The 24,529-nt window shown below is 37.8% G+C and carries 27 protein-coding genes and 1 tRNA gene; 15 read left to right on the top strand and 13 right to left on the bottom strand.

What is annotated here, in order from left to right; all coding sequences use genetic code 11:
* Positions 1-152 precede the first annotated feature (152 nt).
* The 5 genes from lpcA (at position 153) to artM (ending at position 3,683) form a co-directional block, all read left to right on the top strand.
* Positions 153-737: a D-sedoheptulose 7-phosphate isomerase gene (gene lpcA / locus KP710_RS04805; protein ID WP_065265332.1), complete on the top strand. Its 585-nt coding sequence runs from the start codon at positions 153-155 to the stop codon at positions 735-737.
* Between the two features lie 125 nt (positions 738-862).
* Positions 863-1,594: an arginine ABC transporter ATP-binding protein ArtP gene (gene artP, locus KP710_RS04800; protein ID WP_048952863.1), complete on the top strand. Its 732-nt coding sequence runs from the start codon at positions 863-865 to the stop codon at positions 1,592-1,594.
* Positions 1,595-1,611: 17 nt separating this feature from the next.
* Entirely contained in the window at positions 1,612-2,331 is a 720-nt protein-coding gene (locus KP710_RS04795; RefSeq protein ID WP_046950422.1) for a lysine/arginine/ornithine ABC transporter substrate-binding protein, read from the top strand.
* A gap of 3 nt (positions 2,332-2,334) precedes the next feature.
* Positions 2,335-3,000 carry an arginine ABC transporter permease ArtQ gene (artQ, locus tag KP710_RS04790; protein WP_048952864.1) on the top strand — a complete coding sequence of 222 codons (666 nt, stop codon included), beginning with the start codon at positions 2,335-2,337 and terminating at the stop codon, positions 2,998-3,000.
* Complete coding sequence (gene artM / locus KP710_RS04785) at positions 3,000-3,683, top strand: arginine ABC transporter permease ArtM (protein ID WP_111407608.1); 684 nt, start codon at positions 3,000-3,002, stop codon at positions 3,681-3,683. The genes artQ and artM overlap by 1 nt, the downstream gene beginning before the upstream one ends.
* A 425-nt stretch (positions 3,684-4,108) precedes the next feature.
* Here artM and KP710_RS04780 read toward each other — a convergent pair.
* The 10 genes from KP710_RS04780 to KP710_RS04735 all read right to left on the bottom strand — a co-directional run bounded on the left by KP710_RS04780 (position 4,109) and on the right by KP710_RS04735 (position 12,150).
* Positions 4,109-4,184: transfer RNA gene (locus KP710_RS04780), tRNA-Lys, on the bottom strand.
* A 155-nt stretch (positions 4,185-4,339) separates the two neighbouring features.
* Positions 4,340-4,801 carry a peptidoglycan-associated lipoprotein Pal gene (pal, locus tag KP710_RS04775; protein WP_048953946.1) on the bottom strand — a complete coding sequence of 154 codons (462 nt, stop codon included), beginning with the start codon at positions 4,799-4,801 and terminating at the stop codon, positions 4,340-4,342.
* A 24-nt stretch (positions 4,802-4,825) separates the two neighbouring features.
* A complete protein-coding gene (tolB, locus tag KP710_RS04770) occupies positions 4,826-6,109 on the bottom strand; it encodes a Tol-Pal system beta propeller repeat protein TolB (protein WP_111407607.1) in 1,284 nt (427 codons plus the stop codon).
* A 41-nt stretch (positions 6,110-6,150) separates the two neighbouring features.
* Complete coding sequence (gene tolA, locus KP710_RS04765; RefSeq protein ID WP_140450230.1) at positions 6,151-7,338, bottom strand: cell envelope integrity protein TolA; 1,188 nt, start codon at positions 7,336-7,338, stop codon at positions 6,151-6,153.
* A 14-nt stretch (positions 7,339-7,352) separates the two neighbouring features.
* Positions 7,353-7,772, bottom strand: a complete 420-nt coding sequence (tolR, locus tag KP710_RS04760; protein WP_005634116.1) for a colicin uptake protein TolR — start codon at positions 7,770-7,772, stop codon at positions 7,353-7,355.
* A gap of 64 nt (positions 7,773-7,836) precedes the next feature.
* The gene (tolQ, locus tag KP710_RS04755) at positions 7,837-8,523 is read right to left on the bottom strand and encodes a protein TolQ (RefSeq protein WP_111407605.1); all 687 of its coding nucleotides are present in this window, start codon (positions 8,521-8,523) and stop codon (positions 7,837-7,839) included.
* A gap of 17 nt (positions 8,524-8,540) precedes the next feature.
* The gene (gene ybgC, locus KP710_RS04750) at positions 8,541-8,951 is read right to left on the bottom strand and encodes a tol-pal system-associated acyl-CoA thioesterase (protein WP_111407604.1); all 411 of its coding nucleotides are present in this window, start codon (positions 8,949-8,951) and stop codon (positions 8,541-8,543) included.
* A 78-nt stretch (positions 8,952-9,029) separates the two neighbouring features.
* Positions 9,030-9,323, bottom strand: coding sequence for a cyd operon protein YbgE (gene ybgE / locus KP710_RS04745; RefSeq protein WP_111407603.1), 294 nt, complete (start codon positions 9,321-9,323; stop codon positions 9,030-9,032).
* Between the two features lie 110 nt (positions 9,324-9,433).
* Positions 9,434-10,570 (bottom strand): cytochrome d ubiquinol oxidase subunit II, encoded by a 1,137-nt coding sequence (cydB, locus tag KP710_RS04740; protein WP_111407602.1) that lies wholly within the window; start codon positions 10,568-10,570, stop codon positions 9,434-9,436.
* 14 nt (positions 10,571-10,584) lie between these two features.
* Positions 10,585-12,150 (bottom strand): cytochrome ubiquinol oxidase subunit I, encoded by a 1,566-nt coding sequence (locus tag KP710_RS04735; protein ID WP_111407601.1) that lies wholly within the window; start codon positions 12,148-12,150, stop codon positions 10,585-10,587.
* Between the two features lie 454 nt (positions 12,151-12,604).
* On the opposite strand from KP710_RS04735, the gene KP710_RS04730 reads away from it, so the two are divergent.
* The 5 genes from KP710_RS04730 (at position 12,605) to pdxH (ending at position 17,370) form a co-directional block, all read left to right on the top strand.
* Complete coding sequence (locus KP710_RS04730; protein WP_048953940.1) at positions 12,605-12,892, top strand: DUF5339 domain-containing protein; 288 nt, start codon at positions 12,605-12,607, stop codon at positions 12,890-12,892.
* A gap of 92 nt (positions 12,893-12,984) precedes the next feature.
* Positions 12,985-13,500 carry a molybdopterin-guanine dinucleotide biosynthesis protein MobB gene (gene mobB, locus KP710_RS04725; RefSeq protein ID WP_111407600.1) on the top strand — a complete coding sequence of 172 codons (516 nt, stop codon included), beginning with the start codon at positions 12,985-12,987 and terminating at the stop codon, positions 13,498-13,500.
* Positions 13,497-14,885 carry an MDR family MFS transporter gene (locus KP710_RS04720; protein WP_111407599.1) on the top strand — a complete coding sequence of 463 codons (1,389 nt, stop codon included), beginning with the start codon at positions 13,497-13,499 and terminating at the stop codon, positions 14,883-14,885. The genes mobB and KP710_RS04720 overlap by 4 nt, the downstream gene beginning before the upstream one ends.
* A 153-nt stretch (positions 14,886-15,038) precedes the next feature.
* Positions 15,039-16,682, top strand: coding sequence for an ABC transporter substrate-binding protein (locus KP710_RS04715; RefSeq protein WP_048953937.1), 1,644 nt, complete (start codon positions 15,039-15,041; stop codon positions 16,680-16,682).
* A gap of 55 nt (positions 16,683-16,737) precedes the next feature.
* Positions 16,738-17,370, top strand: a complete 633-nt coding sequence (gene pdxH, locus KP710_RS04710; RefSeq protein WP_111407598.1) for a pyridoxamine 5'-phosphate oxidase — start codon at positions 16,738-16,740, stop codon at positions 17,368-17,370.
* A gap of 86 nt (positions 17,371-17,456) precedes the next feature.
* Here pdxH and KP710_RS04705 read toward each other — a convergent pair whose 3' ends face one another.
* From KP710_RS04705 to KP710_RS04695, 3 genes are all read right to left on the bottom strand, one after another.
* Entirely contained in the window at positions 17,457-18,002 is a 546-nt protein-coding gene (locus KP710_RS04705) for a YggT family protein (RefSeq protein ID WP_215770994.1), read from the bottom strand.
* Complete coding sequence (corA, locus tag KP710_RS04700) at positions 18,002-18,949, bottom strand: magnesium/cobalt transporter CorA (RefSeq protein WP_005629627.1); 948 nt, start codon at positions 18,947-18,949, stop codon at positions 18,002-18,004. Before corA ends, KP710_RS04705 begins: the two co-directional genes overlap by 1 nt.
* 292 nt (positions 18,950-19,241) lie before the next feature.
* Positions 19,242-19,841, bottom strand: coding sequence for a YajG family lipoprotein (locus KP710_RS04695; RefSeq protein ID WP_048953934.1), 600 nt, complete (start codon positions 19,839-19,841; stop codon positions 19,242-19,244).
* A 92-nt stretch (positions 19,842-19,933) separates the two neighbouring features.
* On the opposite strand from KP710_RS04695, the gene KP710_RS04690 reads away from it, so the two are divergent.
* From KP710_RS04690 to KP710_RS04670, 5 genes are all read left to right on the top strand, one after another.
* Positions 19,934-20,245: a BolA family protein gene (locus KP710_RS04690; RefSeq protein WP_140450034.1), complete on the top strand. Its 312-nt coding sequence runs from the start codon at positions 19,934-19,936 to the stop codon at positions 20,243-20,245.
* A gap of 292 nt (positions 20,246-20,537) precedes the next feature.
* The gene (locus tag KP710_RS04685; protein WP_140450032.1) at positions 20,538-21,881 is read left to right on the top strand and encodes a Na(+)-translocating NADH-quinone reductase subunit A; all 1,344 of its coding nucleotides are present in this window, start codon (positions 20,538-20,540) and stop codon (positions 21,879-21,881) included.
* Between the two features lie 2 nt (positions 21,882-21,883).
* The gene (locus tag KP710_RS04680; protein WP_005636872.1) at positions 21,884-23,119 is read left to right on the top strand and encodes an NADH:ubiquinone reductase (Na(+)-transporting) subunit B; all 1,236 of its coding nucleotides are present in this window, start codon (positions 21,884-21,886) and stop codon (positions 23,117-23,119) included.
* On the top strand, positions 23,112-23,897 hold the full coding sequence (locus KP710_RS04675; protein ID WP_111407593.1) for a Na(+)-translocating NADH-quinone reductase subunit C: 786 nt from the start codon (positions 23,112-23,114) through the stop codon (positions 23,895-23,897). The genes KP710_RS04680 and KP710_RS04675 overlap by 8 nt, the downstream gene beginning before the upstream one ends.
* Positions 23,897-24,526 carry an NADH:ubiquinone reductase (Na(+)-transporting) subunit D gene (locus KP710_RS04670; RefSeq protein ID WP_005633380.1) on the top strand — a complete coding sequence of 210 codons (630 nt, stop codon included), beginning with the start codon at positions 23,897-23,899 and terminating at the stop codon, positions 24,524-24,526. The genes KP710_RS04675 and KP710_RS04670 overlap by 1 nt, the downstream gene beginning before the upstream one ends.
* The last annotated feature ends 3 nt before the right edge of the window (positions 24,527-24,529 follow it).

The following is a 24,529-nucleotide window of genomic DNA, read 5'->3' as shown; positions in this document are numbered from 1 at the left end:
AATAATCTAAAAGCACGCAAATTCACTATTACGATCTAAATCGCAAAAATCATCACTTCATCGGGAAAAGATGAATTTTTATTTACGCTAGCGAAGAATGTTTATCTGCTATACAATGCCATCGCGATTTTATTCCCAACAAGGAGCAATCAATGTATTTAGAGCAAATCAAAGCAGAACTTGTGGAAGCACAAGATGTGTTAAACAAATTTATTTCTGATGAAAATAACATTAAATTAATTCAAGAAGCCGCATTATTAATTTCAAATAGCTTCAAACAAGGAGGCAAAGTGCTTTCTTGTGGTAATGGCGGTTCGCACTGTGATGCGATGCATTTTGCAGAAGAATTAACGGGTCGTTATCGTGAAAATCGTCCTGGCTACCCCGCTATTGCGATTTCAGATGTAAGTCATTTAAGCTGTGTAAGTAATGATTTTGGTTATGAATATGTCTTTTCACGCTATGTTGAAGCGGTGGGTCAAAAAGGTGATGTGTTATTCGGTTTATCAACCTCTGGCAATTCAAAAAACATTTTAAACGCCATTGAAGCTGCAAAAGCAAAAGGCATGAAAGTTATTGCGATGACAGGTAAAGACGGCGGAAAAATGGCTGGATTAGCAGATGTTGAAATCCGTGTACCACATTTCCGTTATGCAGATCGTATTCAAGAAATCCATATCAAAGTCATTCATATTTTAATGATGTTAATTGAGTTTGAAATGGCTAAAGAAGCTTAAAGTGCGGTTGATTTCAATCGAATTTCTAAAATCCCAAATTTTTTTGGGATTTTTTATTCACACCACTTGCATAATTATTCATAAAAATGTAATATTTTTTCATCTTAAAAGACGAGAAAATTGAAATGACTATTCGTGTTAAAAATCTAAATTTCTTTTACGGTTCATCTCAAGCATTATTTGATATTAATCTTGAAGCTAATGAGGGTGATACCGTTGTATTGCTTGGCCCAAGTGGCGCAGGTAAAAGCACATTGATTCGCACATTAAATTTATTAGAAGTACCAAAATCTGGCGAATTAAGTATTGCAAATAATGATTTTAATTTATCCAATGCAATGGCAAATCCCAAAGCAATCCGACAATTACGCCAAGATGTAGGAATGGTATTTCAACAATATCACCTTTGGCCGCACTTAACTGTTATTGAAAACTTAATTGAAGCGCCAATGAAAGTGCGTGGCGTAAGTGAAAATGAAGCCAAAGCAGATGCAATGGAGTTGTTAAAACGTTTACGTTTAGAACAATTTGCAGATCGCTTTCCATTACACTTATCAGGCGGTCAGCAACAACGTGTTGCAATAGCCCGCGCACTGATGATGAAGCCACAAGTTCTACTATTTGATGAACCAACGGCTGCATTGGATCCTGAAATTACGGCACAAGTTGTAGATATTATTAAAGAATTACAAGAAACCGGCATTACTCAGGTGATTGTGACCCACGAAGTCAATGTTGCACAAAAAGTAGCAACGAAAGTAGTATATATGGAACAGGGAAAAATTGTCGAAATAGGCTCGGCAGATTGTTTTGAAAACCCGAAAACTGAACAATTTAAACAATATCTTTCTCACTAGAGAATAAGGATTTTATTATGAAAAAAACATTATTAACTGCAATTTTATTCGGCGCATCCGTAACAGCAAGCGCACAAGAGCTTACTTTTGCAATGGAACCTAGCTATCCACCATTTGAAACCACAAATGAAAAAGGCGAGATTATTGGTTTTGATGTCGATGTGGCGAATGCAATTTGTAAAGAAATCCAAGCAACCTGTAAATTCAAAGGCGAAGCTTTTGATGCATTAATTCCAAATTTAAAAGCAAAACGCTTTGATGCATCCATTTCCGCTATTGATATTACCGATGCAAGAGCAAAACAGGTTTTATTCTCTGATGCATATTACGATAGCACTGCAAGCTATGTAACCCTTAAAGGAAAAGCAACGTTAGAAAGTGCAAAAAATGTTGGCGTTCAAAATGGAACCACATTCCAACAATACACAGTAGCAGAAACCAAACAATATACAACTAAGGCTTATGCTAGCTTACAGAGCGCAATTTTAGACTTAAAGAGCGGTAGAATTGATATGATTTTTGGTGATACCGCAGTACTTGCAGATATGATTAGCAAAGAACCAGAAATGCAATTTGTAGGCGAAAAGGTAGCAAATAAAAAATATTTTGGTAATGGTTTAGGCATTGCAATGCATAAATCAAATAAAGAATTAGCGGAGCAATTAAACAAAGGTTTAGCTGCAATTAAAGCAAATGGTGAATACCAAAAAATCTATGATAAATGGATGACAAAATAATCTATGAGTTCTGATTTTCTTTCTTTAATGTTTACCGCAGCCCTAATGACTTTAGGGCTTGCGGTCTGTTCATTAATCCTAGGGTTATTTTTAAGCCTAATTTTTGCCGTACTTGAAGCAAATCGTTTTGTTGGAAAACCAACGGCAGTATTCATTGCCTTATTGCGTGGCTTACCTGAAATTCTCGTTGTATTACTCGTATATTTTGGTTCCACTGAATTAGTAGAAATGCTAACAGGAGAATACATTGAATTTGGGGCATTTGGCTGCGGTGTATTTGCGCTTTCTCTCATTTTTGCAGCTTATGCTTCACAAACATTACGCGGCGCAATTCAAGCTATTCCGAAAGGTCAATGGGAGTCTGGTGCGGCGTTAGGCTTAAGCAAAAGTTATACGTTCATCCACATTGTCATGCCACAAGTATGGCGTCATGCCTTACCAGGTTTAAGCAATCAATGGCTTGTATTACTAAAAGATACAGCATTGGTTTCATTGATTGGTGTGGACGATTTGATGCGCCAAGCGGATCTGATTAATACCAATACACATCAACCCTTTACTTGGTACGGTATTGCTGCGTTAATTTATTTAGCGGTAACATTAATTAGCCAAGTTGGTATTCGAAAATTAGAGCTACGTTTTACTCGTTTTGAAAGGGGCGTGAAATAATGTTTCAAGAATATTTAAGCGTGATCGCACAAGGGATTCCAACGAGTTTGTTGCTTACAGTCGTATCATTACAGATTGCCTTCTGTTTGGCATTATTTCTCACTTTTTTACTTTCAATGGAAAATAAATGGGTAAAAAGAGCGATTAATTTATACCTTACTTTATTCACTGGCACGCCACTGTTAGTTCAGTTCTTTTTAATTTATGCGGGGCCGGGCCAATTTCAGTGGATTATTGACAGCCCATTATGGTATCTCTTATCCAATGCCTGGTTCTGTGCAGCATTAGCTTTAGCGCTAAACAGTGCAGCCTACTCCACACAATTATTTCATGGTGCAGTGAAAGCCATTCCAAAAGGACAATGGGAAAGTTGTGCAGCATTAGGATTAAACCGCATACAAACTTTAAAAATTTTAATTCCTTATGCCTTAAAACGTGCTTTGCCGTCTTACAGTAACGAAATTATTTTGGTATTTAAAGGCACGGCATTAGCCTCCACTATTACAATTATGGACATTATGGGCTATGCTCGCCAACTTTATGGTACAGAATATGATGCACTGACAATTTACGGCATTGCGGGAGGCATCTATTTAATTATTACGGGTATTGCGACTTTATTGCTACGTAAATTAGAGAAAAAAGTATTGGCATTTGAACGTTTTGAAGTAAGCAAAGCATAAAGTGCGGTAGAATCTTTAGTCATTTTTAAATCCCAACCTAGGTTGGGATTTTTTAATTAAATTTATTTATAAGTCTTAAATTCATTGAAATTGAGAGCAAGCTTAAGTCTCAAAATAGTTACTCTGATATTAATTAGTAATACAGGGAGCCAGAATTCTTTATATTAATAGAGAAGAGGATTTTGAAAGTATTGTTGATTATTGTGGACAGTAAAAAAGAGGGGTGAGTAGAGCAAGAGAGAATGTTTGAACAATAATATAAATAATTTTAAATAGAAGCCGCTAAACATAATCAATTCATAATCTTTTTTTAGAAAGGATTTAATGATAAGACTCTTAGTTATAGAAGATAAATAGACACTAATAATCTGACGCATGGAAGAAGTATTGATTTAGATTTTAGAGATGTAATATGAGTAATTATTTGGTGGGTCGTGAAGGATTCGAACCTTCGACCAACGGATTAAAAGTCCGCTGCTCTACCGACTGAGCTAACGACCCATAAAAATAAAGAGTGTCCATCATATCTAGTTTATTTTTATATGCAAGAATAAATTTATCTTTTTTCTATGAGTGAGTAAATTATAATCAGAAAATAAAACAGGACCTATCATTTGATAGACCCTGTTCCTGATTAGTATTAAGAATACTAAAAATTAGTATGCTAACACTGCACGACGGTTTTTAGAGTATGCAGCTTCATCGTGACCTTGAACTGCTGGTTTTTCTTCACCGTAAGATACAGTGCTTAATTTACCTGCTTCTACGCCTTTACCTGCTAAGTAACCCTTAACAGCATCAGCACGACGTTGACCTAACGCAATATTGTACTCAGGAGTACCACGTTCGTCGGTGTTACCTTCAACTAATACTTTAGCTGATGGCGTTGCTGTTAAGTATGCTGCGTGTGCGTCTAAGATTTGAACGTATTCACCTTCGATGTTGTATTTGTCAAAACCGAAATACACGGTGTTGTAACGTTGTTGAAGATCAGCAACAGAGTATCCACCGAAAGTTTGACCAGCACCGTTGCCTGCAGCATCGTTGTTAGATGAGCTACAAGCTGCTAATGCAGCTACAGAACCTGCAACTAATAATGATTTAACAAATTTGTTCATTAGATTTCTCCTCAATGAGTTTTTTTATTTAGTTAAGTATGGCGACCAAGCTGGAAATTTTACTTGGCCATTACTTCCTGGAAGGCTCGCCTTAAAGCGACCATCTGCAGAAACCAATTGTAACACCTTTCCTAGGCCTTGTGTAGAGCTATAAATAATCATAATTCCATTTGGTGAAAGACTTGGACTTTCGCCTAAGAAAGACGTACTAAGTACTTCTGATGCACCAGATGTGAGATCTTGTTTAACTACATTATTATTTCCATTAATCATCACAAGGGTTTTACCATCAGCGCTAATTTGTGCACTACCACGACCACCAACAGGCGTTGCACTACCACCATTCGCACTCATGCGATAAACTTGTGGTGAACCACCTCTATCAGAGGTAAAAAGAATTGAACTACCATCTGGTGACCAAGATGGTTCAGTATTATTACCTGCCCCACGAGTTAATTGAGTTGGTGTACCACCATGAGAATTCATCACATAAATATTTAATAGTCCATCTTGCGAAGAGGCAAACGCTAAACGTGAACCGTCCGGTGAAAATGCTGGTGCACCATTATGACCAGGGAAAGATGCTACCACTTTACGAGCACCAGAATTTAAATCTTGTACAACAAGTTGTGATTTTTTATTTTCAAAAGACACATAAGCTAAACGTTGACCATCTGGAGACCAAGCTGGTGACATAATTGGTTGAGAGCTACGATTTACGATAAATTGATTATAGCCATCGTAGTCTGCAACACGAACTTCATAGGGCTGTGAACCACCATTTTTTTGCACAACATAAGCGATACGAGTTCTAAATGCACCACGGATCGCAGTTAATTTTTCAAAAACTTCATCACTAACAGTATGAGCACCATAGCGTAACCATTTATTTGTCACTGTATAGCTATTTTGCATTAATACCGCTCCAGGCGTACCTGATGCACCAACGGTGTCAATTAATTGATAAGTAATACTATAACCATTACCAGATGGAACAACTTGTCCGACCACAATTGCGTCAATTCCAATATTAGACCAAGCTTCAGGATTTACCTCTGCTGCTGAAGTTGGACGTTGAGGCATCTGAGATACTGCAATAGGATTAAATTTACCGCTGTTACGTAAATCATCAGCAACAATTTTGCTAATATCTTCTGGTGCAGATCCAGCAAACGGCACAACAGCTATAGGACGTGCACCATCAACCCCTTCATCAATTACAATGCGAACTTCATCATCAGCGAATGCATTGTTTGCAACAGCAAGTACAATCGCTAATACGCTCACTAAACGTTTTAATAATTTCATTTTATTACCTTTAAAATTTAACAATAAATTTTTCTAAAGAATTATCGAATATCAAAATCAATAATTGGCGATTTATATTTCTCATAGATAGCATCCGATGGGGCTGCTGGAACTTTTTTCGTTCTAGCCACCGCACTTAATGCAGCTGTACAAATATCATCAGGACCTGAAATTTTTTGATATCCCAAGATTGTTCCATCTCGACTCAATTGAATTTTAATACGACAAACTTTTCCTGCAAAACTTGGATCTTTTAAGAAACGACGTTGAATCTCTTTCTTAATTACTCCAGCGTATTGATCTCCTACTTTGCCACCATCGCCAGAACCAAGAGCAGCACCGCTACCTTGAGTTCCACCTTTATTCGCATTTCCGCCTTTAGATGCACTACCGCCACCAATATCTCCGCCATTTAAGAAATCATCTAAACTGGCTTGGTCCGCTTTTCGTTTTGCTGCATCTGCTTTAGCTTTTGCATCGGCAGCAGCCTTAGCTTTCGCCTCTGCATCAGCTTTTGCTTTAGCATCAGCTGCGGCTTTAGCTTTTGCATCGGCTTCAGCTTTTGCCTTAGCATCAGCAGCGGCTTTAGCTTTGGCATCTGCTTCTGCTTTCGCTTTAGCATCAGCTTTTGCTTTAGCAGCGGCTTCAGCTTTTGCCTTGGCTTCTGCCTCTTGCTTTGCTTTTTGTGCTGCAAGTTCTGCTGCTTTAGCTTTCGCCTCTTCTTCAGCTTGTTTTGCTGCTGCAGCTAAACGTTTAGCCTCTGCATCTGCTTTTAATTTTGCAGCTTCAGCAGCTTGTTTAGCCTTAGCCTCTTCAGCTTGCTTCTGTTTTTCCAACGCTTCTTGACGAGCTTGCTCTTGTTGTTTTTTTATTTCTTGCTGACGTTGCTGTTCTTGCTGACGTTTTAACTCTTCTTGTCGTTGAACTTCCTGTTGACGCTTAATCTCTTCTTGATTAGGTTGTGGCGGTTTTTCTTCAACAACGGGTTCTGGACGTTTCTGTTTATCCGCTTGCCCTTTTTTCTGTTGTTGGATTCTACCCCATTCTTGCGCTGCAGAGCCAGTATCGACCATTACTGCCCCCATAGCATCACCATCACCTTCGCCACCACCCATAATTTCAACTGTATGGTAGAAAGAGCTGACAATCAACAATCCAAACAAAACAAGGTGCATCACTATAGAAATAACAAATGCATTTGCGCCTTTTTTTTGTCGATTATTTTGCACGGTTACCTACTTAGTTAAATTGGGTTTGTCATTAAACCAACAGATTTAATTCCAGCAAGGTGGAGCAGATTAAGTGCTTTAATCACTTCTTCATAGGGAACTTCCTTAGCTCCACCCACTAAAAATAGTGTGTTATTATCTTTATCAAATTCTTGTCGAGATAACTGTGTCACCATTTCTTCCGTTAACCCTTCTTGACGTTCTCCGCCAATAGAAATCGCATATTGTCCAATCCCTGAAACTTCAAGAATTACCGGCACTTTATCTTCATTAGATACATTTTGACTTTGCACTGAATCCGGCAATTCCACTTGTACGCTTTGGCTAATAATTGGTGCGGTTGCCATAAAGATCAACACAAGCACTAATAATACATCCAAAAACGGTACAATATTAATTTCAGATTTAATATCTTTACGCTGACGACGAGCCATAATTCAAATCTCTCTTATTTTTCACCGCACTTAACGAAAGAGTGCGGTGTATTTTTTCTATATTTTAGTGTGGTGCTTTGCCGAAAGCTTGGCGATGTAAAATCGTCGTAAATTCATCAATAAAGTTACCATAATTCTGTTCGATAGCATTCACGCGTAAACTTAAACGGTTATAAGCCATTACAGCCGGAATCGCAGCAAACAAACCGATTGCAGTAGCAATCAAAGCCTCAGCGATACCAGGAGCAACCATTTGTAAAGTTGCTTGTTTAGCGCCACTTAATGCCATAAAAGCGTGCATGATACCCCAAACAGTTCCGAATAAACCAATATAAGGGCTAACAGAAGCTACTGTAGCCAAAAATGGTACGCGACTTTCAAGGCTTTCAACTTCACGATTCATTGTAAGATTCATTGCTCGCGTAGTTCCTTTAATAATCGCCTCAGGCGCATCAGGATTCACTTGTTTCAAGCGAGAAAACTCTTTGAAACCAACAAAGAAAATCTGTTCACTACCCGTTAAAATATCACGACGATTTGATAATCCTTCATATAGCTTATTCAAATCCTCACCAGACCAAAAACGGTCTTCAAAAGTATTCGCTTCTTTTAAAGCTGCCGTTAAAATTCGGCTACGTTGAATAATAATTGCCCAAGAAATAATTGAGAATGAAATCAAAATCACAATTACAAGTTGAACAACAATACTTGCTTTTAGAAAAAGATCTAAAAAATTCAATTCTGCAGTCATTGCATACTCCGAAAAGTTTATTTTAGGTTGTTAAACGCAGCTTTTACTTCTTTAGGAAGCGCCACAGGTTTCATATTGCCAAGATGAACACTGGCTACCTTGACTGTAGCCTTTGATAACATCACCGTATCACGCATAAGTCGTTGCTCAAAAAGGATTGTTGCACCTTTTATCTCTATGACATCTGTTTCTACCGTGAGTAAATCATCCAGTTTTGCCGCAACGCAATAATCAATAGCGAGCGATTTGACAACAAACGCGAGTTGTTGTTCTTGTAATAAAGTTTGCTGCGTAAAATTTAACGCTCGCAAATATTCTGTTCTAGCCCTCTCAAAAAAATGCAAATAACGAGCATGATACACAACGCCACCAGCATCAGTATCTTCATAATACACTCGAACGGGAAGATAGAAGGTTTTTTCTGACATTATTAAGCTTTGCCCACCGCAATAGGTCGGATATTTTAGAACCTGTTTTTTAGATAAGCAATATGCCGAAGAAAAAAATCATCCTCGTAAATAAAAATGCTCTACAGCACTAATCAATATAATGATATAAGCAATATAAGGTAAGAAAATTAATTTCCAAATTACGCTTTTAATTTCAAATCCGATTCCATGAATCCAAGCCGTAATCAATCCCCAAAAGATCATCAAAATCCACCAAGGAGAATCATTTCGTAACAATGTTGAAAAATTATCAACATTAAAGAAAAATACGGCTGTTAATCCTAGCGCTAAAATAAATGAAAGGGTTCGAAACGAACCCTTATTAATTAATTGATAGAGTGAATGAATCATATTACTCGTCAAATTTTCCTGCTGTTTCTTTGCCAATAGTTAATTTTGCACTAGCAAATATAGCTAATAACACACCCACTACCCAAATTATATATAACATATTAATCTCCTTAGTATAATGAGTGTTTATTTTCGTCAATGAAGTTTGCGTCTAAACGACCGAACATTTTTGTATAGGACCAAATTGTGTAACACAACGATATGGTGACAAAAATAAGTGCTAAGAAGAACATCAATGTTAATGTTAATTCACTCGATGTCGCATCCCACATTAACAAACTTTGTTCAGGATTTGAGCTTGAAGGCATCACAAATGGGAACATAGATACTGCAGCAGTAATAATCACGCCAGCCATTGTTAATGCAGAGAAAAAGAATGCGAAACCACAACGATTAGCTTTAGAAAATGCCGCATTTAATAATGCAGCAACTACTGCTAATACTGGGAAAATCCAAAGAATTGGCATTTCATTGAAATTTCTAAACCACGCACCAGTTTCAACAGCAACTTCTTTATTCATTGGAGATGATGGCGCATAATGATCCACAACACTCGTTACTACATAACCCTCTTTAAAGTATAACCATGCTCCAGCTAATACAAATGCAATTAAAGTTACAATAGCACCGATTTGGCTCACTGAGCGAGCACGATCACGCAATTCTTCGGTTGTTTTCATTTGTAACCAGTTCGCACCGTGAGTCACGAGCATTGATAAGCTAATAACACCACACAATAATGCAAATGGATTTAATAATTCGAAGAATGAACCGGTATAAGTTACTTGAGTCAATTCGTTGAAATGGAATGGAACGCCTTGTAATAAATTACCAAAAGCCACCCCAAATACTAATGATGGAACAAAACCACCTGAAAATAGTCCCCAATCCCAAACAGAACGCCAAGTCGGGTTATCAATTTTTGCACGATATTCAAAACCCAATGGACGTAAGAATAATGCTGCTAAAACCAATACTAAAGCGATGTAGAAACCTGAGAATGAAACTGCATATACAATTGGCCATGCCGCAAATACTGCGCCGCCTGCAGTTAACAACCAAACTTGGTTACCATCCCAATGTGGGGCAATAGAGTTGATCATAATACGGCGTTCCACTTCTTTTTTACCTGTTACTGGTAAAAGTGCGGTCACTCCCATATCAAATCCGTCGGTAACAGAAAAACCGATCAACAATACAATAACTAACACCCACCAGATAAAACGTAGAAATTCATAATCAATCATTGTTTATCTCCTGTTTATTTAGATGATTGCTCAAAGTAGTATTTACCGGTTTTTAATGCACTAGGACCTAAGCGTGCATATTTAAACATTAAATACATTTCAACAATGATGAATGCAAGATAAAGCGCACAAATTAAACCAATAGAGAACCATAAATCCCCAGTTGTTAATTTTGATGCAGAGACGCCCACAGGTAATACTTCATAAATCGCCCACGGTTGACGACCAGACTCAGCTAAGAACCAACCAAATTCAATTGCTAAGATTGGCAATGGGATACCCCAAAGTAATGCTTTAAGCAATAAGCGAGAAGAAGTGACTTTGTTACGTAAATTTTGAACAAATGCGCCGAAGGTCAGTAAAATAATTAAACCACCTGCAGCTAACATTCCACGGAATGCCCAGAAGTTAGGACCTACGTTTGGAATAGTATCGCGAGCAGCTTGTTTAATTTGTTCATCTGTTGCATCTACAACTTTATCTGTGTAACGTTTTAATAATAAACCAAAACCTAAATCACCTTTTACTTCATCAAATTTTGCTTTAGTTTCTGGATTTACGTGGCCTGCTGATTTTTTCTCTGCTTTTAATTGCGTGAATAAATCGTAAGCTACCATACCGTTACGAACACGACCTTCATTTTTCGCTTGAATATCTTTTAAACCAACAATTTCAGTATCTAAAGAACGCGTTGCAATTAAACCACCCAAATATGGGATCTCAATCGCAAAATCATTTTTCATTTCTGCAGTATTTGGAATTGCAACTGGATGAAATGGCGCTGGCGCAGGATGAGTTTCAAACTCGGCTTCCATTGCAGCCAATTTCACAGGTTGTGCTTTACCAATGTCGTAACCTGATTCATCCCCCATAATTAACACAGCTGATGCCGCAATAAAACCAAAGGTTGCCGCAACAGAGAATGAACGTTTGGCAAAACCAATATCACGACCTTTTAATAAATAGAATGCACTAATACCTAATACAAACATAGCACCAGTCGAATAACCTGCTGTTAACGTGTGCAAGAATTTACTTTGGGCAACTGGATTTAGCCAAAGGTCTAAGAAGCTCGTCATTTCCATACGTACTGTCTCAAAATTAAATTCTGAACCAGCTGGAGACTGCATCCAACCATTAGCAACTAAAATCCACATTGCAGATAAGTTCGAACCGAAAGCTACGCAATATGTAGCAAGTAAGTGTTTACCTTTAGTTAAACGATCCCAACCAAAGAAGAATAACCCCACAAAAGTTGATTCTAAGAAAAAGGCTAGTAACGCTTCAATCGCTAATGGCGCACCAAAAATATCACCTACATAATGAGAATAATAAGACCAGTTAGTACCGAATTGGAATTCCATAATGATACCTGTGGTCACCCCAAGGGCAAAGTTAATACCAAATAACTTCCCCCAGAATCTTGTCATATCTTTATAAACTTCTTTGCCTGTCGCCACATAGATGGTTTCCATAATCACAAGGACGAATGACAAACCTAATGTCAGCGGCACGAAAATGAAGTGATACAACGCAGTTAAAGCAAACTGCAAGCGAGAAAGGTCAACAACGTCCAACATTCTCAACTCCTCTGTATAAACAACATTAGTTCCAACAATGATTAAAAAGGCAGAGCCTTAAATAACCCCTAATCACTCAACTTAATTAGTTAAGCCTAAATTGGTTTATCTACATAATCACTACACAACGATGAAAAATAGAAAATCACTACAAAGATAACCCAAATTGGTGGCTATTTTACTACTAAACGTAAGGATAAAAAATACTAAAAAACGTTATCTGGTTCATATTTTTGATGTAAGTTATGAAATACCTATTATTTGTTAAAGTTTATAAAATTGATCTATATCAAATTTGTGACTTTTTCAAAAAAATATAGCTCTAGTTTAGATTCTATTATTAATTAGCATAGTAAAATCCGTTTAAGTCTGGACATATTGATTGTATTTTGTTATTTTCTTACTATCTTCAGTTTTGAAATTTTCTAGGATAAAGAGAAGAAAGGATCTAAAAATGAAAAAAACATTCCTTATTTTGACTGCATTTTTCTCTGTCATATCACCTACTGTTTTAGCTGTGCCTAACTCGGTTCCACAGCAATGTGAACAGTTGTTTAAAGAAACAGAAAGTTTAATAAATCAGGCCGAGAGACAGCCTGGTACACATATTCAGGTAAATAAAATTAAAAGTAAACTTAACCAGAGTAAACAACAAATTCTACAAATGGAACTTGCTACTCAATTGAAAAGCTGTGAGCTTGGTTTAGCAAAATTAAGTAATTTGAAAAGTTATAGTGAATAGTAAAAAGCCTTATTGAATACAATAAGGCTTTTTATATTGGAGTTTATTCCACTTGGTTAAAACTCGAGTAATTAGAATTTAAGGATTACATGATGAATAGAGCAATACCTTTGTTAGGGATTACCGGTTATAGCGGTAGTGGTAAAACAACATTATTAGAAAAACTTATCCCAGAACTTATCGCTCGTCACATTCGCGTTTCGGTGATTAAACATAGCCATCATAATATGCAAGTTGATAAAGAAGGAAAAGATAGTTGGCGCATGAAAGAGGCGGGTTCTTCTCAAGTCATTTTAGCGAATGATGAACGCTGGGCGATCATGACGGAAACACCAAAACCTGTTTCATTGGATTATTTAGCAAAACAATTTGACCGAACTTTAACGGATTTAGTGTTGGTGGAGGGCTTTAAACAAGAGCCTATTCCAAAGATTTTGCTTCACCGTCAAGAAATGACAAAACCTTTGCCTGAAATTGACGAATATGTCGTGGCGGTTGCGACTAATTATCCCCTTGAAATTGACCGCACTTTGTTGGATATTAACCGCATTCCGCAAATTGCCGATTTTATTGAAAATTGGTTGCACCATTTTCACGGAGCACGATGACTGAATCCAATGCCTATCGCGGTTTAGCTTGGGTCGCTGCAATGGCGCTTTTTATGCAAAGCCTAGATGCCACCATTCTTAATACCGCCTTACCGGCGATATCCTCCGATTTACATAAACCCGCCTTTGAAATGCAAATGGCGATTATTGCTTATTCTTTAGCCGTTGCGTTATTTATTCCTCTTACCGCTTGGGCGGCAACAAAATTTGGGACATTGACCGTTTTTCGCGCAGCTGTGTTGACTTTTATTTTAGGTTCTATCGCTTGTGCTGTAGCTCCTAATTTAGAAAGTTTAATCTTAGCCAGAGTGATTCAGGGGATAGGTGGTGCCTTTATGATGCCAGTGGCGCGTTTAGCTATTATTCAAGCTGTTCCCAAACAACAATTAGTTAATGCTTGGAATTTAATGGCAACTGCAGGTTTGATCGGACCAATTCTAGGGCCTATTTTAGGTGGATGGTTAGTCATTCACGCTAGTTGGCACTGGATTTTTTTAATTAATATTCCAATTGGTGCACTAGGAATTTTGGCATCAGGCAGCGTGATGAACAATATCAAAGGCGAGTCAGAGAAACTGGATTGGACTGGTTTTTTACTCTTTGCATTAGGGTTAGTTGGCATCACACTTGGTTTGGATTTACTAGGCGAAAGTCAGCATAGTGCAATTACAACCTATAGCGTGTTAGTTGTTGGTGTTCTGTTACTTGTGGCGTATTGTAGCTATGCTAAAAACAATGAAGATGCCATTTTACCTTTATCCCTTTTCCGAACTCGTACATTTAGATTAGGCATTATTGCCAATATTTTTATCCGATTATCTGCATCTGGTGTTCCCTTTTTATTGCCTTTGATGTTCCAATTATCTTTCGGTTACAGTGCTGAAATGTCAGGCTGGCTATTAGCACCGATTGCGCTAATTTCTGTGATTTTAAAAATATTAATCGGACGAATTTTAAATCGTTGGGGCTATAAAACAACGCTAATTTCATCCGCACTTTTGATGGCTGGCTCTGTGATTTCAATGGCTTGGTTAGATAAACAAAGTTCTCTGACTTGGATTATTTGTAATCTTATGTGGTACGGTGCCTGTATGTCGATGATTTTTACTTCAATCAATACTCTGACTGTGGGGGATCTTTCAAAACAACAGGCTGGCACAGGTTCTACAGTATTAAGTATTGTGCAGCAAGTTGGGATTGGATTTGGTATTGCTATTTCATCGATAATTTTAAATCTCTATAGACATTTCTTTAGCGAAAGTGATGGTTTACAACGGGCTTTTAGCTATACGTTTTTAACCTCATCGCTTTTTGCAATCGCCTTAGTTTGGTCGCTTATGAAATTACATAAAAATGATGGCGATCATTTACGGAAGAATCCTTAGATTAATTTGTTATAATCCATGGAATTTTTTTATTTAAAAAAAGCGACATTTGCTTATATCTTATTAAACATTTATTTTAGATAGGATTTATCTAGCATCTTGGTTATATGACAAGGCTCGAATAAATCTCTGCCAACAAAGTGAGGAACTATCATGAAGCTAAAAGCTACACTAACTCTTGCGGCTGTAACGCTTGTATTAGCCGCCTGTGATCAATCAGGTTCAGCAAATAAACCGACCGCACAAGCTGAAACTAAATCAGCATCTAACAACACTTTCGTTTACTGTACAGCAAAAGCACCTTTAGGATTTAGCCCTGCACTTGTGATGGAGGGAACATCTTATAATGCAAGCTCACAACAAGTGTATAACCGCTTAGTTGAATTTAAAAAAGGCTCAACAGATATTGAACCAGCCTTAGCTGAAAGCTGGGAAATTAGCGATGATGGTTTAACTTATATATTCCATTTAAGAAAAGGTGTTAAATTCCATACAACAAAAGAATTTACCCCAACACGTGATTTTAATGCGGATGATGTTCTATTCTCATTCCAACGTCAGTTAGATCCAAATCATCCATATCACAATGTATCTAAAGGGACCTATCCATATTTCAAAGCAATGAAATTCCCTGAATTGTTAAAATCAGTGGAGAAAGTAGATGACAACACAATTCGTATTACCTTGAACAAAAAAGATGCGACTTTCTTGGCAAGTTTAGGTATGGATTTTATTTCTATTTATTCCGCAGAATATGCGGATGCAATGTTGAAAGCAGGTAAGCCTGAAACAATTGATAATCGCCCAGTGGGAACGGGGCCATTTGTTTTTGTTGATTACAAAACGGATCAAGCTGCTCAATATGTAGCAAACGAAAACTATTGGAAGGGTAGAACACCATTGGATCGTTTAGTTATCAATATTGTGCCAGATGCGACAACACGTTATGCAAAATTACAGGCGGGCTCTTGTGATTTAATTTTATTCCCGAATGTAGCGGATTTAGCCAAAATGAAAACAGATCCAAAAGTACAACTTTTGGAACAAAAAGGTTTGAACGTGGCGTATATCGCATTCAATACCGAAAAAGCACCGTTTGATAATGTCAAGGTTCGTCAAGCACTGAACTACGCAGTAGATAAAAAAGCGATTATTGAAGCGGTTTACCAAGGCGCAGGTACACCAGCTAAAAATCCACTTCCTCCAACAATTTGGAGTTACAACGATGAAGTTCAAGATTATCCGTACGATCCAGAAAAAGCAAAACAACTTTTAGCAGAAGCAGGTTACCCAAATGGTTTTACAACAGATTTTTGGATTCAACCTGTTGTGCGATCTTCTAACCCAAATCCCAAACGTATGGCTGAACTTATCATGGCTGACTGGGCAAAAGTTGGTGTAAAAACCAACCCAGTTACCTATGAATGGGCTGATTACCAAAAACGTGCGAAAGCAGGGGAATTAACTGCTGGTATCTTTGGTTGGTCTGGTGATAATGGTGACCCTGATAACTTCTTATCTCCATTATTGGCAAGTTCAAATGCGGGTAATTCCAATATGGCTCGTTTTAAAAATCCAGAATTTGATGCATTACTAGATAAAGCAATCGGATTAACAAATAAGGAAGAACGCACCGCACTTTATAAACAAGCGCAAGTTATCGTTCATAATCAAGCACCTTGGATTCCAGTGGCGCATTCTGTTGGTTTTGCACCACTTAGTCCACGCGTAAAGGGCTATGTACAAAGCCCATTTGGCTATGATTCATTCTACGGTGTGAGTGTTGATAATAAGTAAGTAATATTTTAAAGCCTTAGTTTTATACTAAGGCTTTTATTTTGACGGAGAGAAAATGGATTTACATCATATTCGTGAAGAATATAGAAAACGTGTGTTATCACAACAAAATTGTCAAGATAATCCGATTTCGCAATTTGAATTGTGGATGAATGAGGCTATTAATAGCCAGGTTTGCGAACCGACAGCAATGAATATCTCGACAGTAGATAAAGAGGGGAGACCTAGTAGTCGAGTCGTCTTGTTGAAAGAAGTTAATTCAGAGGGTTTTGTCTTTTTTACGAATTATCATAGTCATAAAGGACAAGATATAGCCAATAATCCCAATGTGGCAATTGCTTTTTTCTGGCCAGAGTTAGAGCGTCAAGTTCGAATTGAAGGGAAAGCGGAAAAAATTCCTACAGAACAATCAGATGAGTATTTTGCTAGTCGTCCTTATACCAGTCAGATAGGGGCTTGGGCAAGTGAGCAAAGTACGGTTATTTCGGGCTATAAATTTTTATTAAGCAAAGCAGCATTAATTGCCGCTAGATATCCATTTCATGTACCTCGGCCGATGCATTGGGGAGGCTATTTAATTCGTCCAGAAATAGTTGAGTTTTGGCAAGGTCGTCCAAGTCGTTTACATGATCGGATTTATTATAGGAAAGGAAATGGCAATTGGATCCGTGAAAGATTATCACCTTAAATTTTGAATTTGGTTGCTTTAGGAGAAATTAGGTTAAGTATAAAAATGCTTAACCTAATTAATATAAATAATTTTTGAGTAATTGTTTAACCAGAGATCATCCAAAGTCCACCTAACATATCAAGCATTAGGTTATTTAAGAACAATAAGATAAATACGACGACCATAGGGGAAAAATCAATCATGCCTAATGTTGGCAAGAATCGACGGATAGGTCTTAAAAGTGGTTCTGATAGTTGATAAAACGCATAAATCACAGGGCTATTGCTACGATTAAACCAACTTAGAACAGCGCCAATAAAAAGCACATAAAAAATTGCTAAACCAATGCTTTTTAATACAGTTAATACACCCAATATTAAGAGAAAATTAACTGATAAACCAAAATAAAAAATACCTTTCAACATACCGATAATAAATATTAGCAGTAAAGCAGAAGTATCGATATTTTTCACTGTAGGCGCAATTTTACGCAGAGGTTTTAATACTGGATCAGTCATTTTTACTGTAAATGTTGAAACAGGATTGTAATAATCCACTCGAGCAAACTGTAACCAAGCTCGTAAGATTAAGACTAGTGCATAAAGATTAATAATTGATCCGATAAATAATGCGGTTTGGGATAATTCCATCATAACCATCCTTTTCTTCTAAAATAAATATATGGTGTCAATGCGGCTGCGATCATTAATCCAATTGCCATTGGATAGCCATATTTAAAATGTAATTCAGGCATAAAATCAAAATTCATACCATAGGTAGACGCGACCAATGTTGCAGGAAGGAACATCACAGAAACAACTGAGAAGAATTTCATAATTTTGTTCTGTTCAATATTGATGTAGCCCATTGCAGCTTGCATTAAAAAGTTTACTTTTTGGAACAAGGATTCATTATGCGGTTGCAAAGATTCGATATCTCGTAAGATTTCTCGAGCTTGTTCTAACTGGTTTGTTGGTAAGCGAGTTTTGCGAACCAAGAAACCTAATGCTCGTTGGGTATCCATCAAGCACAAACGAACTTTTGAGCTCGTATCTTCCTGTTCCGTAAGCGTATTTAATGCTTCATCAAAGGCTTCATCTTGTTTCCCGTTTAAAATAACGCGACTCAACTCTTCTAAATCTGCATAAACGTTTTCAATCACGTCCGCTAATTGCTCAATTTTCGTTTCAAATAAATCCAGTAAAACTTCATAGGAATTACATTCTAACAAACGCTGGCTACGTGAACGCATACGATATAAACGGAATGCGGGTAGTTCGCGATCGCGCAACGTAAATAAACGACCATCACGAATAGTAAAAGCGACGCTCGCTAAATCAGCATAATTGTCTTCATCTTCGCAATAAAAAAATGAGTGAAGGTGTAAACCATCTTCATCTTCAAAGAAACGGGCGGAAGCTTCGATATCTTCCAATTCTAGAAAAGATGCTAAGCTTTGGCCTAAGCCTTCTTGTAGCATTTCACGTTCTTCGCCTGTCGGCTCAAGTAAATCAAGCCAAATGGCAGTATTGAGATCGGTTTGGTCTTCGTCAATGCGAACCAAGCGGGAATCATTGATAGCAAACGCGTTGATCATTTCATACTCCTTATAGGATTATGAACAGCTAACAGTGAACAAATTAAAGAAGAAACGAAAGTGCGGTGAAAAATCGCAAAGTTTTCGTTAAGAGATGCCGAAACAACGGTAAATTTACCGGCGAACGCGCGCCGATAATAAAAAAGGCGGGCGTCTAGAGCGATATTCGGTATCGACTATGACTGTCCAAAGTGTGTGTCCTTCTCGTTAAAAAATCGGGCGAATGTTACGCTTGAAAGCGGTGTTCGTCAAGTTTTAATCTTAATAAAAAAGGGCAAAATTGCCCTTATAATTAGTTTGTATATTGATTAATCGCAGCGGATACTTCTTGATCTTGATAAATGTTATTCACAATATCGTTAAATGTTTGAGACAGAACTTTTTGAATTTCGTCATTATCCGCGTTTAATGCGCCTTCTTGTGAACGAGTAGCATTAAATGCTTTGTTATATGAGCCTTTCGCGCCTTGAACATAAACAGTTGCTTGAATTTTGGTATTAAGTTTATAACGAAGATTACCTTGTTCTACTTGCGTAGCAAATTCACGCACATCCACAGTTACCCACGCATTTGATCCATTGGATTGCCCAATTCTGAAACCTTTACTAATAAGATTTTGTTGCATCACTTGTTGGAATAATTGTGTAACACTCGGTGATGAATTTAATTTAATGAGTTCTCCACGCTTGGTATAGCTCGCGATATCTTGCGTTGTGCGGCTATCTTTCGTTGTTACATACACAATCGCATTTTGATTAATGTTCATTGTGGCATTCGGTGCTGGTGGTGTGAACGTTAATGTATTTGATTGTGCTTGGCAGCCAGCAAGGAACAGCGTGGCGGCTGCAATACTTACTGCTGATAATGTTTTGATTTTGTTTGATAATGTCATAATTTCCCCAATGAGCCAGTTAAAACTGTGTTATTCTTGCAAACTTCATTGCTAATGTATAGCGTTTCATTGTGATTTTGTGGAGATTTATGATGTCTGTTCAACAAACTATCGAACAAAAAATTCAACTAGAATTTCAACCGCACTTTTTTAGTGTAGAAAATGAAAGCCACTTACATAGTTCTGGTCGTGGCGAGGAATCTCATTTTAAATGTGTGATTGTGAGTAATGTTTTTGAAGGAATGCGTAAAGTACAGCGTCATCAACGTGTTTATCAATTGCTTGCAGATGAGCTTAATGGCGGTGTTCATGCGTTAGCGTTGCATTTGTTTACTGTAGAAGAATGGCGCGAATTAAGTGAGAAAATTCCCGCTTCAACGAAATGCGCAGGCGTTGGGCATTAATTTTTATGTTATGAAGATGTAACATTTTTTTGATATATCGCAAAAGGTTTTTACAAAAAAGTAGGCGTTTAAGTAGCGAAAAAAGCAGATTTTCGCTAAAATAAGGCGTTTAATTTTATCCAAATTCAATTTCTCGATAAGCATGTTTATCGTGAAGTTAACCGATTTGAGTTTTTTATTTTTGTGACATTAATATCTTTTTAAAGGTGTTTTGTCACGCTCAAACACGAGATTGCATTTAACTTGTTTATTTGCAATTGTATTTTTAACCTTGAAAAGTAGTGCAAACAGTATGATTACAATTAAGAAAGGCTTGGATCTCCCAATTGCGGGAAAACCAGCACAAGTAATCCACAACGGAAATGTTGTGAATCAAGTTGCGATTCTAGGTGAGGAGTATGTGGGGATGCGTCCTTCGATGAAGGTGCGCGAAGGCGATGTTGTAAAGAAAGGCCAAGTGCTTTTTGAAGACAAGAAAAATCCAGGTGTGATTTTTACAGCCCCTGCAAGTGGTACTATCACTGTAATCAATCGTGGTGAGAAGCGCGTATTACAATCTGTCGTAATTAATGTGGAAGGAAATGACCAAATCACTTTCGCAAAATATAGTGCGGAACAATTGAATACGCTTTCTTCTGAACAAGTAAAACAAAACCTTGTTGAATCAGGTTTATGGACTGCATTACGTACTCGTCCATTTAGCAAAGTACCAGCGATTGATAGTGAACCAGCCTCAATTTTCGTGAATGCAATGGATACCAATCCATTAGCCGGAGATCCTGCAATCGTGCTAAAAGAATTTTGGCAAGATTTCACGAATGGTTTAACAGTATTAAGTCGTTTATTCCCTTCAAAACCGTTACACTTGTGTAAAGCAGGTGATACCAATATCCCAACTGTTGATCTTGCAAATTTACAGATTCATGATTTTGGTGGCGTCCACCCAGCTGGTCTTGTTGGTACTCATATTCATTTTATTGATCCTGTTGGTGTAAATAAAACTGTATGGCACATCAATTATCAAGATGTGATTGCAGTGGGTAAATTATTTACAACAGGTGAGCTTTATGTTGAACGTGTAATTTCTCTTGCTGGTCCGCAAGTGAAAGAGCCTCGTTTAATTCGCACTGTAATTGGCGCTAATCTCTCTCAATTAACCCAAAATGAATTAAGTGCGGGTGAAAATCGCGTAATTTCTGGTTCAGTGCTTTGTGGACAAACCGCAAAAGGTGCTCATGACTATTTAAGTCGCTATGCATTGCAGGTATCGGTAATCGCTGAAGGTAATGAGAAAGAATTCCTTGGCTGGATTACACCTCAATCAAATAAATATTCAATTACTCGTACAGTGTTAGGTCACTTCGGTAAGAAGTTATTCAACTTCACTACGGCTGAAAACGGTGGTGAGCGTGCAATGGTTCCAATTGGTAGCTATGAGCGCGTGATGCCGTTGGATATTTTACCGACATTATTATTACGTGATTTAATCGTGGGCGATACGGATGGTGCACAAGCATTAGGTTGTCTTGAGTTAGATGAGGAAGACTTAGCATTATGTTCTTTCGTTTGCCCGGGCAAATATGAATACGGTTCAATCTTGCGTCAAGTATTAGATAAGATTGAGAAGGAAGGTTAAAAATGGGTTTAAAAAATCTTTTTGAAAAAATGGAACCCGCGTTTTTACCAGGTGGTAAATACAGCAAGCTTTATCCGATCTTTGAATCGATTTATACCTTGCTTTATACACCAGGTACGGTAACGCACAAAAATACTCACGTTCGTGATGCGTTAGACTCAAAACGTATGATGATTACGGTTTTCCTTGCGTTGTTCCCTGCGATTTTCTACGGGATGTACAATGTGGGTAACCAAGCGATTCCAGCCTTAAATCAATTAGGCAATTTAGATCAACTAATTGCTAACGATTGGCACTATGCACTTGCAAGTTCATTAGGTTTAGATTTAACTGCCAATGCAACTTGGGGCTCGAAAATGGCGCTGGGAGCGATCTTCTTCTTACCAATTTACTTAGTGGTTTTTACCGTTTGTACAATTTGGGAATTGTTGTTCTCAGTGGTGCGTGGTCATGAAGTAAATGAAGGGATGTTCGTTTCAACCATTTTATTTGCGTTAATCGTTCCGCCAACATTGCCATTATGGCAAGCCGCATTAGGTATTACTTTTGGTATCGTTGTTGCAAAAGAAATTTTTGGTGGCGTTGGTCGTAACTTCATGAACCCTGCACTTGCAGGCCGAGCTTTCTTGTTCTTCGCCTATCCAGCTCAAATTTCAGGTGATACTGTTTGGACTGCTGCTGATGGTTTCTCTGGTGCAACCGCACTTTCACAATGGTCACAAGGTGGTCAGGGAGCATTACAACATACAGCCACTGGCGCTCCAATCACTTGGATGGATGCTTTTGTTGGTAACTTACCTGGTTCAATGGGTGAAGTTTCTACGCTTGCAATTTTAATCGGTGGTGCAGTGATTGTGTTCACTCGTATTGCAGCGTGGCGCATTATTGCTGGTGTGATGATTGGTATGATTGCAACTTCAACGCTATTCAATTTAGTGGGTTCTGATACTAACCCAATGTTCTCAATGCCTTGGCATTGGCACCTTGTTTTAGGTGGATTTGCATTAGGTATGGTATTTATGGCAACAGACCCTGTTTCAGCATCCTTTACCAATGCAGGTAAGTGGTGGTACGGTGCATTAATTGGTGTAATGGCTGTATTAATTCGTACTGTAAACCCAGCTTATCCGGAAGGAATGATGTTAGCGATTTTATTTGCAAACTTATTTGCACCGATTTTCGACTACATCGTTGTTCAAGCAAATATCAAACGTCGGAGAGCAAGAACAAATGGCTAAGTTTAATAAAGACAGCGTTGGTGGTACAGTTACCGTTGTTGTATTGCTAAGTTTAGTGTGTTCTATCATTGTTTCCGGTGCCGCGGTGGCATTGAAATTGAAACAAGATGAGCAAAAAGCACTGGACGTTCAACGTAATATTTTAACGGTTGCTGGCTTAATGAAAGAAGATAATGCTTCCGTCATTAAAGACACTTATAACAAGTTTATTGAACCACGTTTAGTGGATTTGCAAAGTGGTGATTTTGTTCAAGCATCAAAAGAGGATGTAGAAAAATTTGATCCAAAAACAGCAGTAAAATCGACCGCACTTAGTCAAGCCATTCCGGTGGAACAAGATAAAGCCGGAATTAAAGTGCGTGCCAATCAAGCGCGAGTTTATCTTGTAAAAGATGAACAAGGTCAAGTCAATCAAGTCATATTGCCGATGTACGGTCGTGGTTTATGGTCAACAATGTACGGTTTTGTTGCGGTTGCCCCAGATGCCAATACCATCAAAGGCATTACTTACTATGATCAAGGTGAAACAGCAGGTCTTGGTGGTGAAATTGCCAATCCGCGTTGGCAAGCACTTTTCGTAGATAAAAAACTGTTTGATGATGATCAACGTGTGGCTATTCGTATTGCTAAAAATGCTTCTTCTAACAAAGAATACGGTGTTGATGCTTTATCAGGTGCAACTTTAACCTCAAATGGTGTGCAAGGTTCCTTTGATTATTGGTTTAGTCAAAACGGTTTTGGTCCATTCTTAGCAAAATTTAAAGCGGGGGCAAGATAATGGCTGATGCAAAAAGCAATTTAAAAGCACTTTTGCTTGATCCGATCGTAAAAAATAACCCGATTGCGCTGCAAATTTTGGGTATTTGTTCTGCATTAGCGGTCACAACTCAATTACAAACCGCGATCGTTATGGCCATTGCGGTAAGTTTAGTAACTGGTTTTTCCAGTATGTTTATTTCAATGATTCGTCATTACATTCCAAATAGTATTCGTATCATTGTACAACTGGCAATTATCGCTTCTTTGGTAATCTTAGTTGACCAAGTATTGAAAGCTTTTGCTTATGGTTTATCTAAGCAGCTCTCGGTATTTGTAGGCTTGATTATTACTAACTGTATCGTGATGGGCCGGGCAGAAGCTTTTGCGATGAAATCTCGTCCACTTGAGAGCTTTGTTGATGGTATCGGTAACGGTTTAGGTTACGGTGCAATTTTATTAATTGTTGCAACGTTACGTGAGTTAATCGGTTCTGGTCGTTTACTTGGCTTTCCAGTATTCCAAACCATTCAAGACGGTGGTTGGTATCAACCAAACGGCTTGTTCCTTCTTGCACCAAGTGCGTTCTTTATTATCGGCTTCATCATTTGGGGTTTAAGAACGTGGAAACCTGAGCAACAGGAGAAATAATCA

This window comes from Haemophilus sp. SZY H35 (assembly GCF_018829705.1).
GTDB classification, from domain to species: domain Bacteria; phylum Pseudomonadota; class Gammaproteobacteria; order Enterobacterales; family Pasteurellaceae; genus Haemophilus; species Haemophilus haemolyticus_K.
Note: the sequence above shows the minus strand (reverse complement) of the source record. Positions and strands in the feature narration are given on the sequence as shown.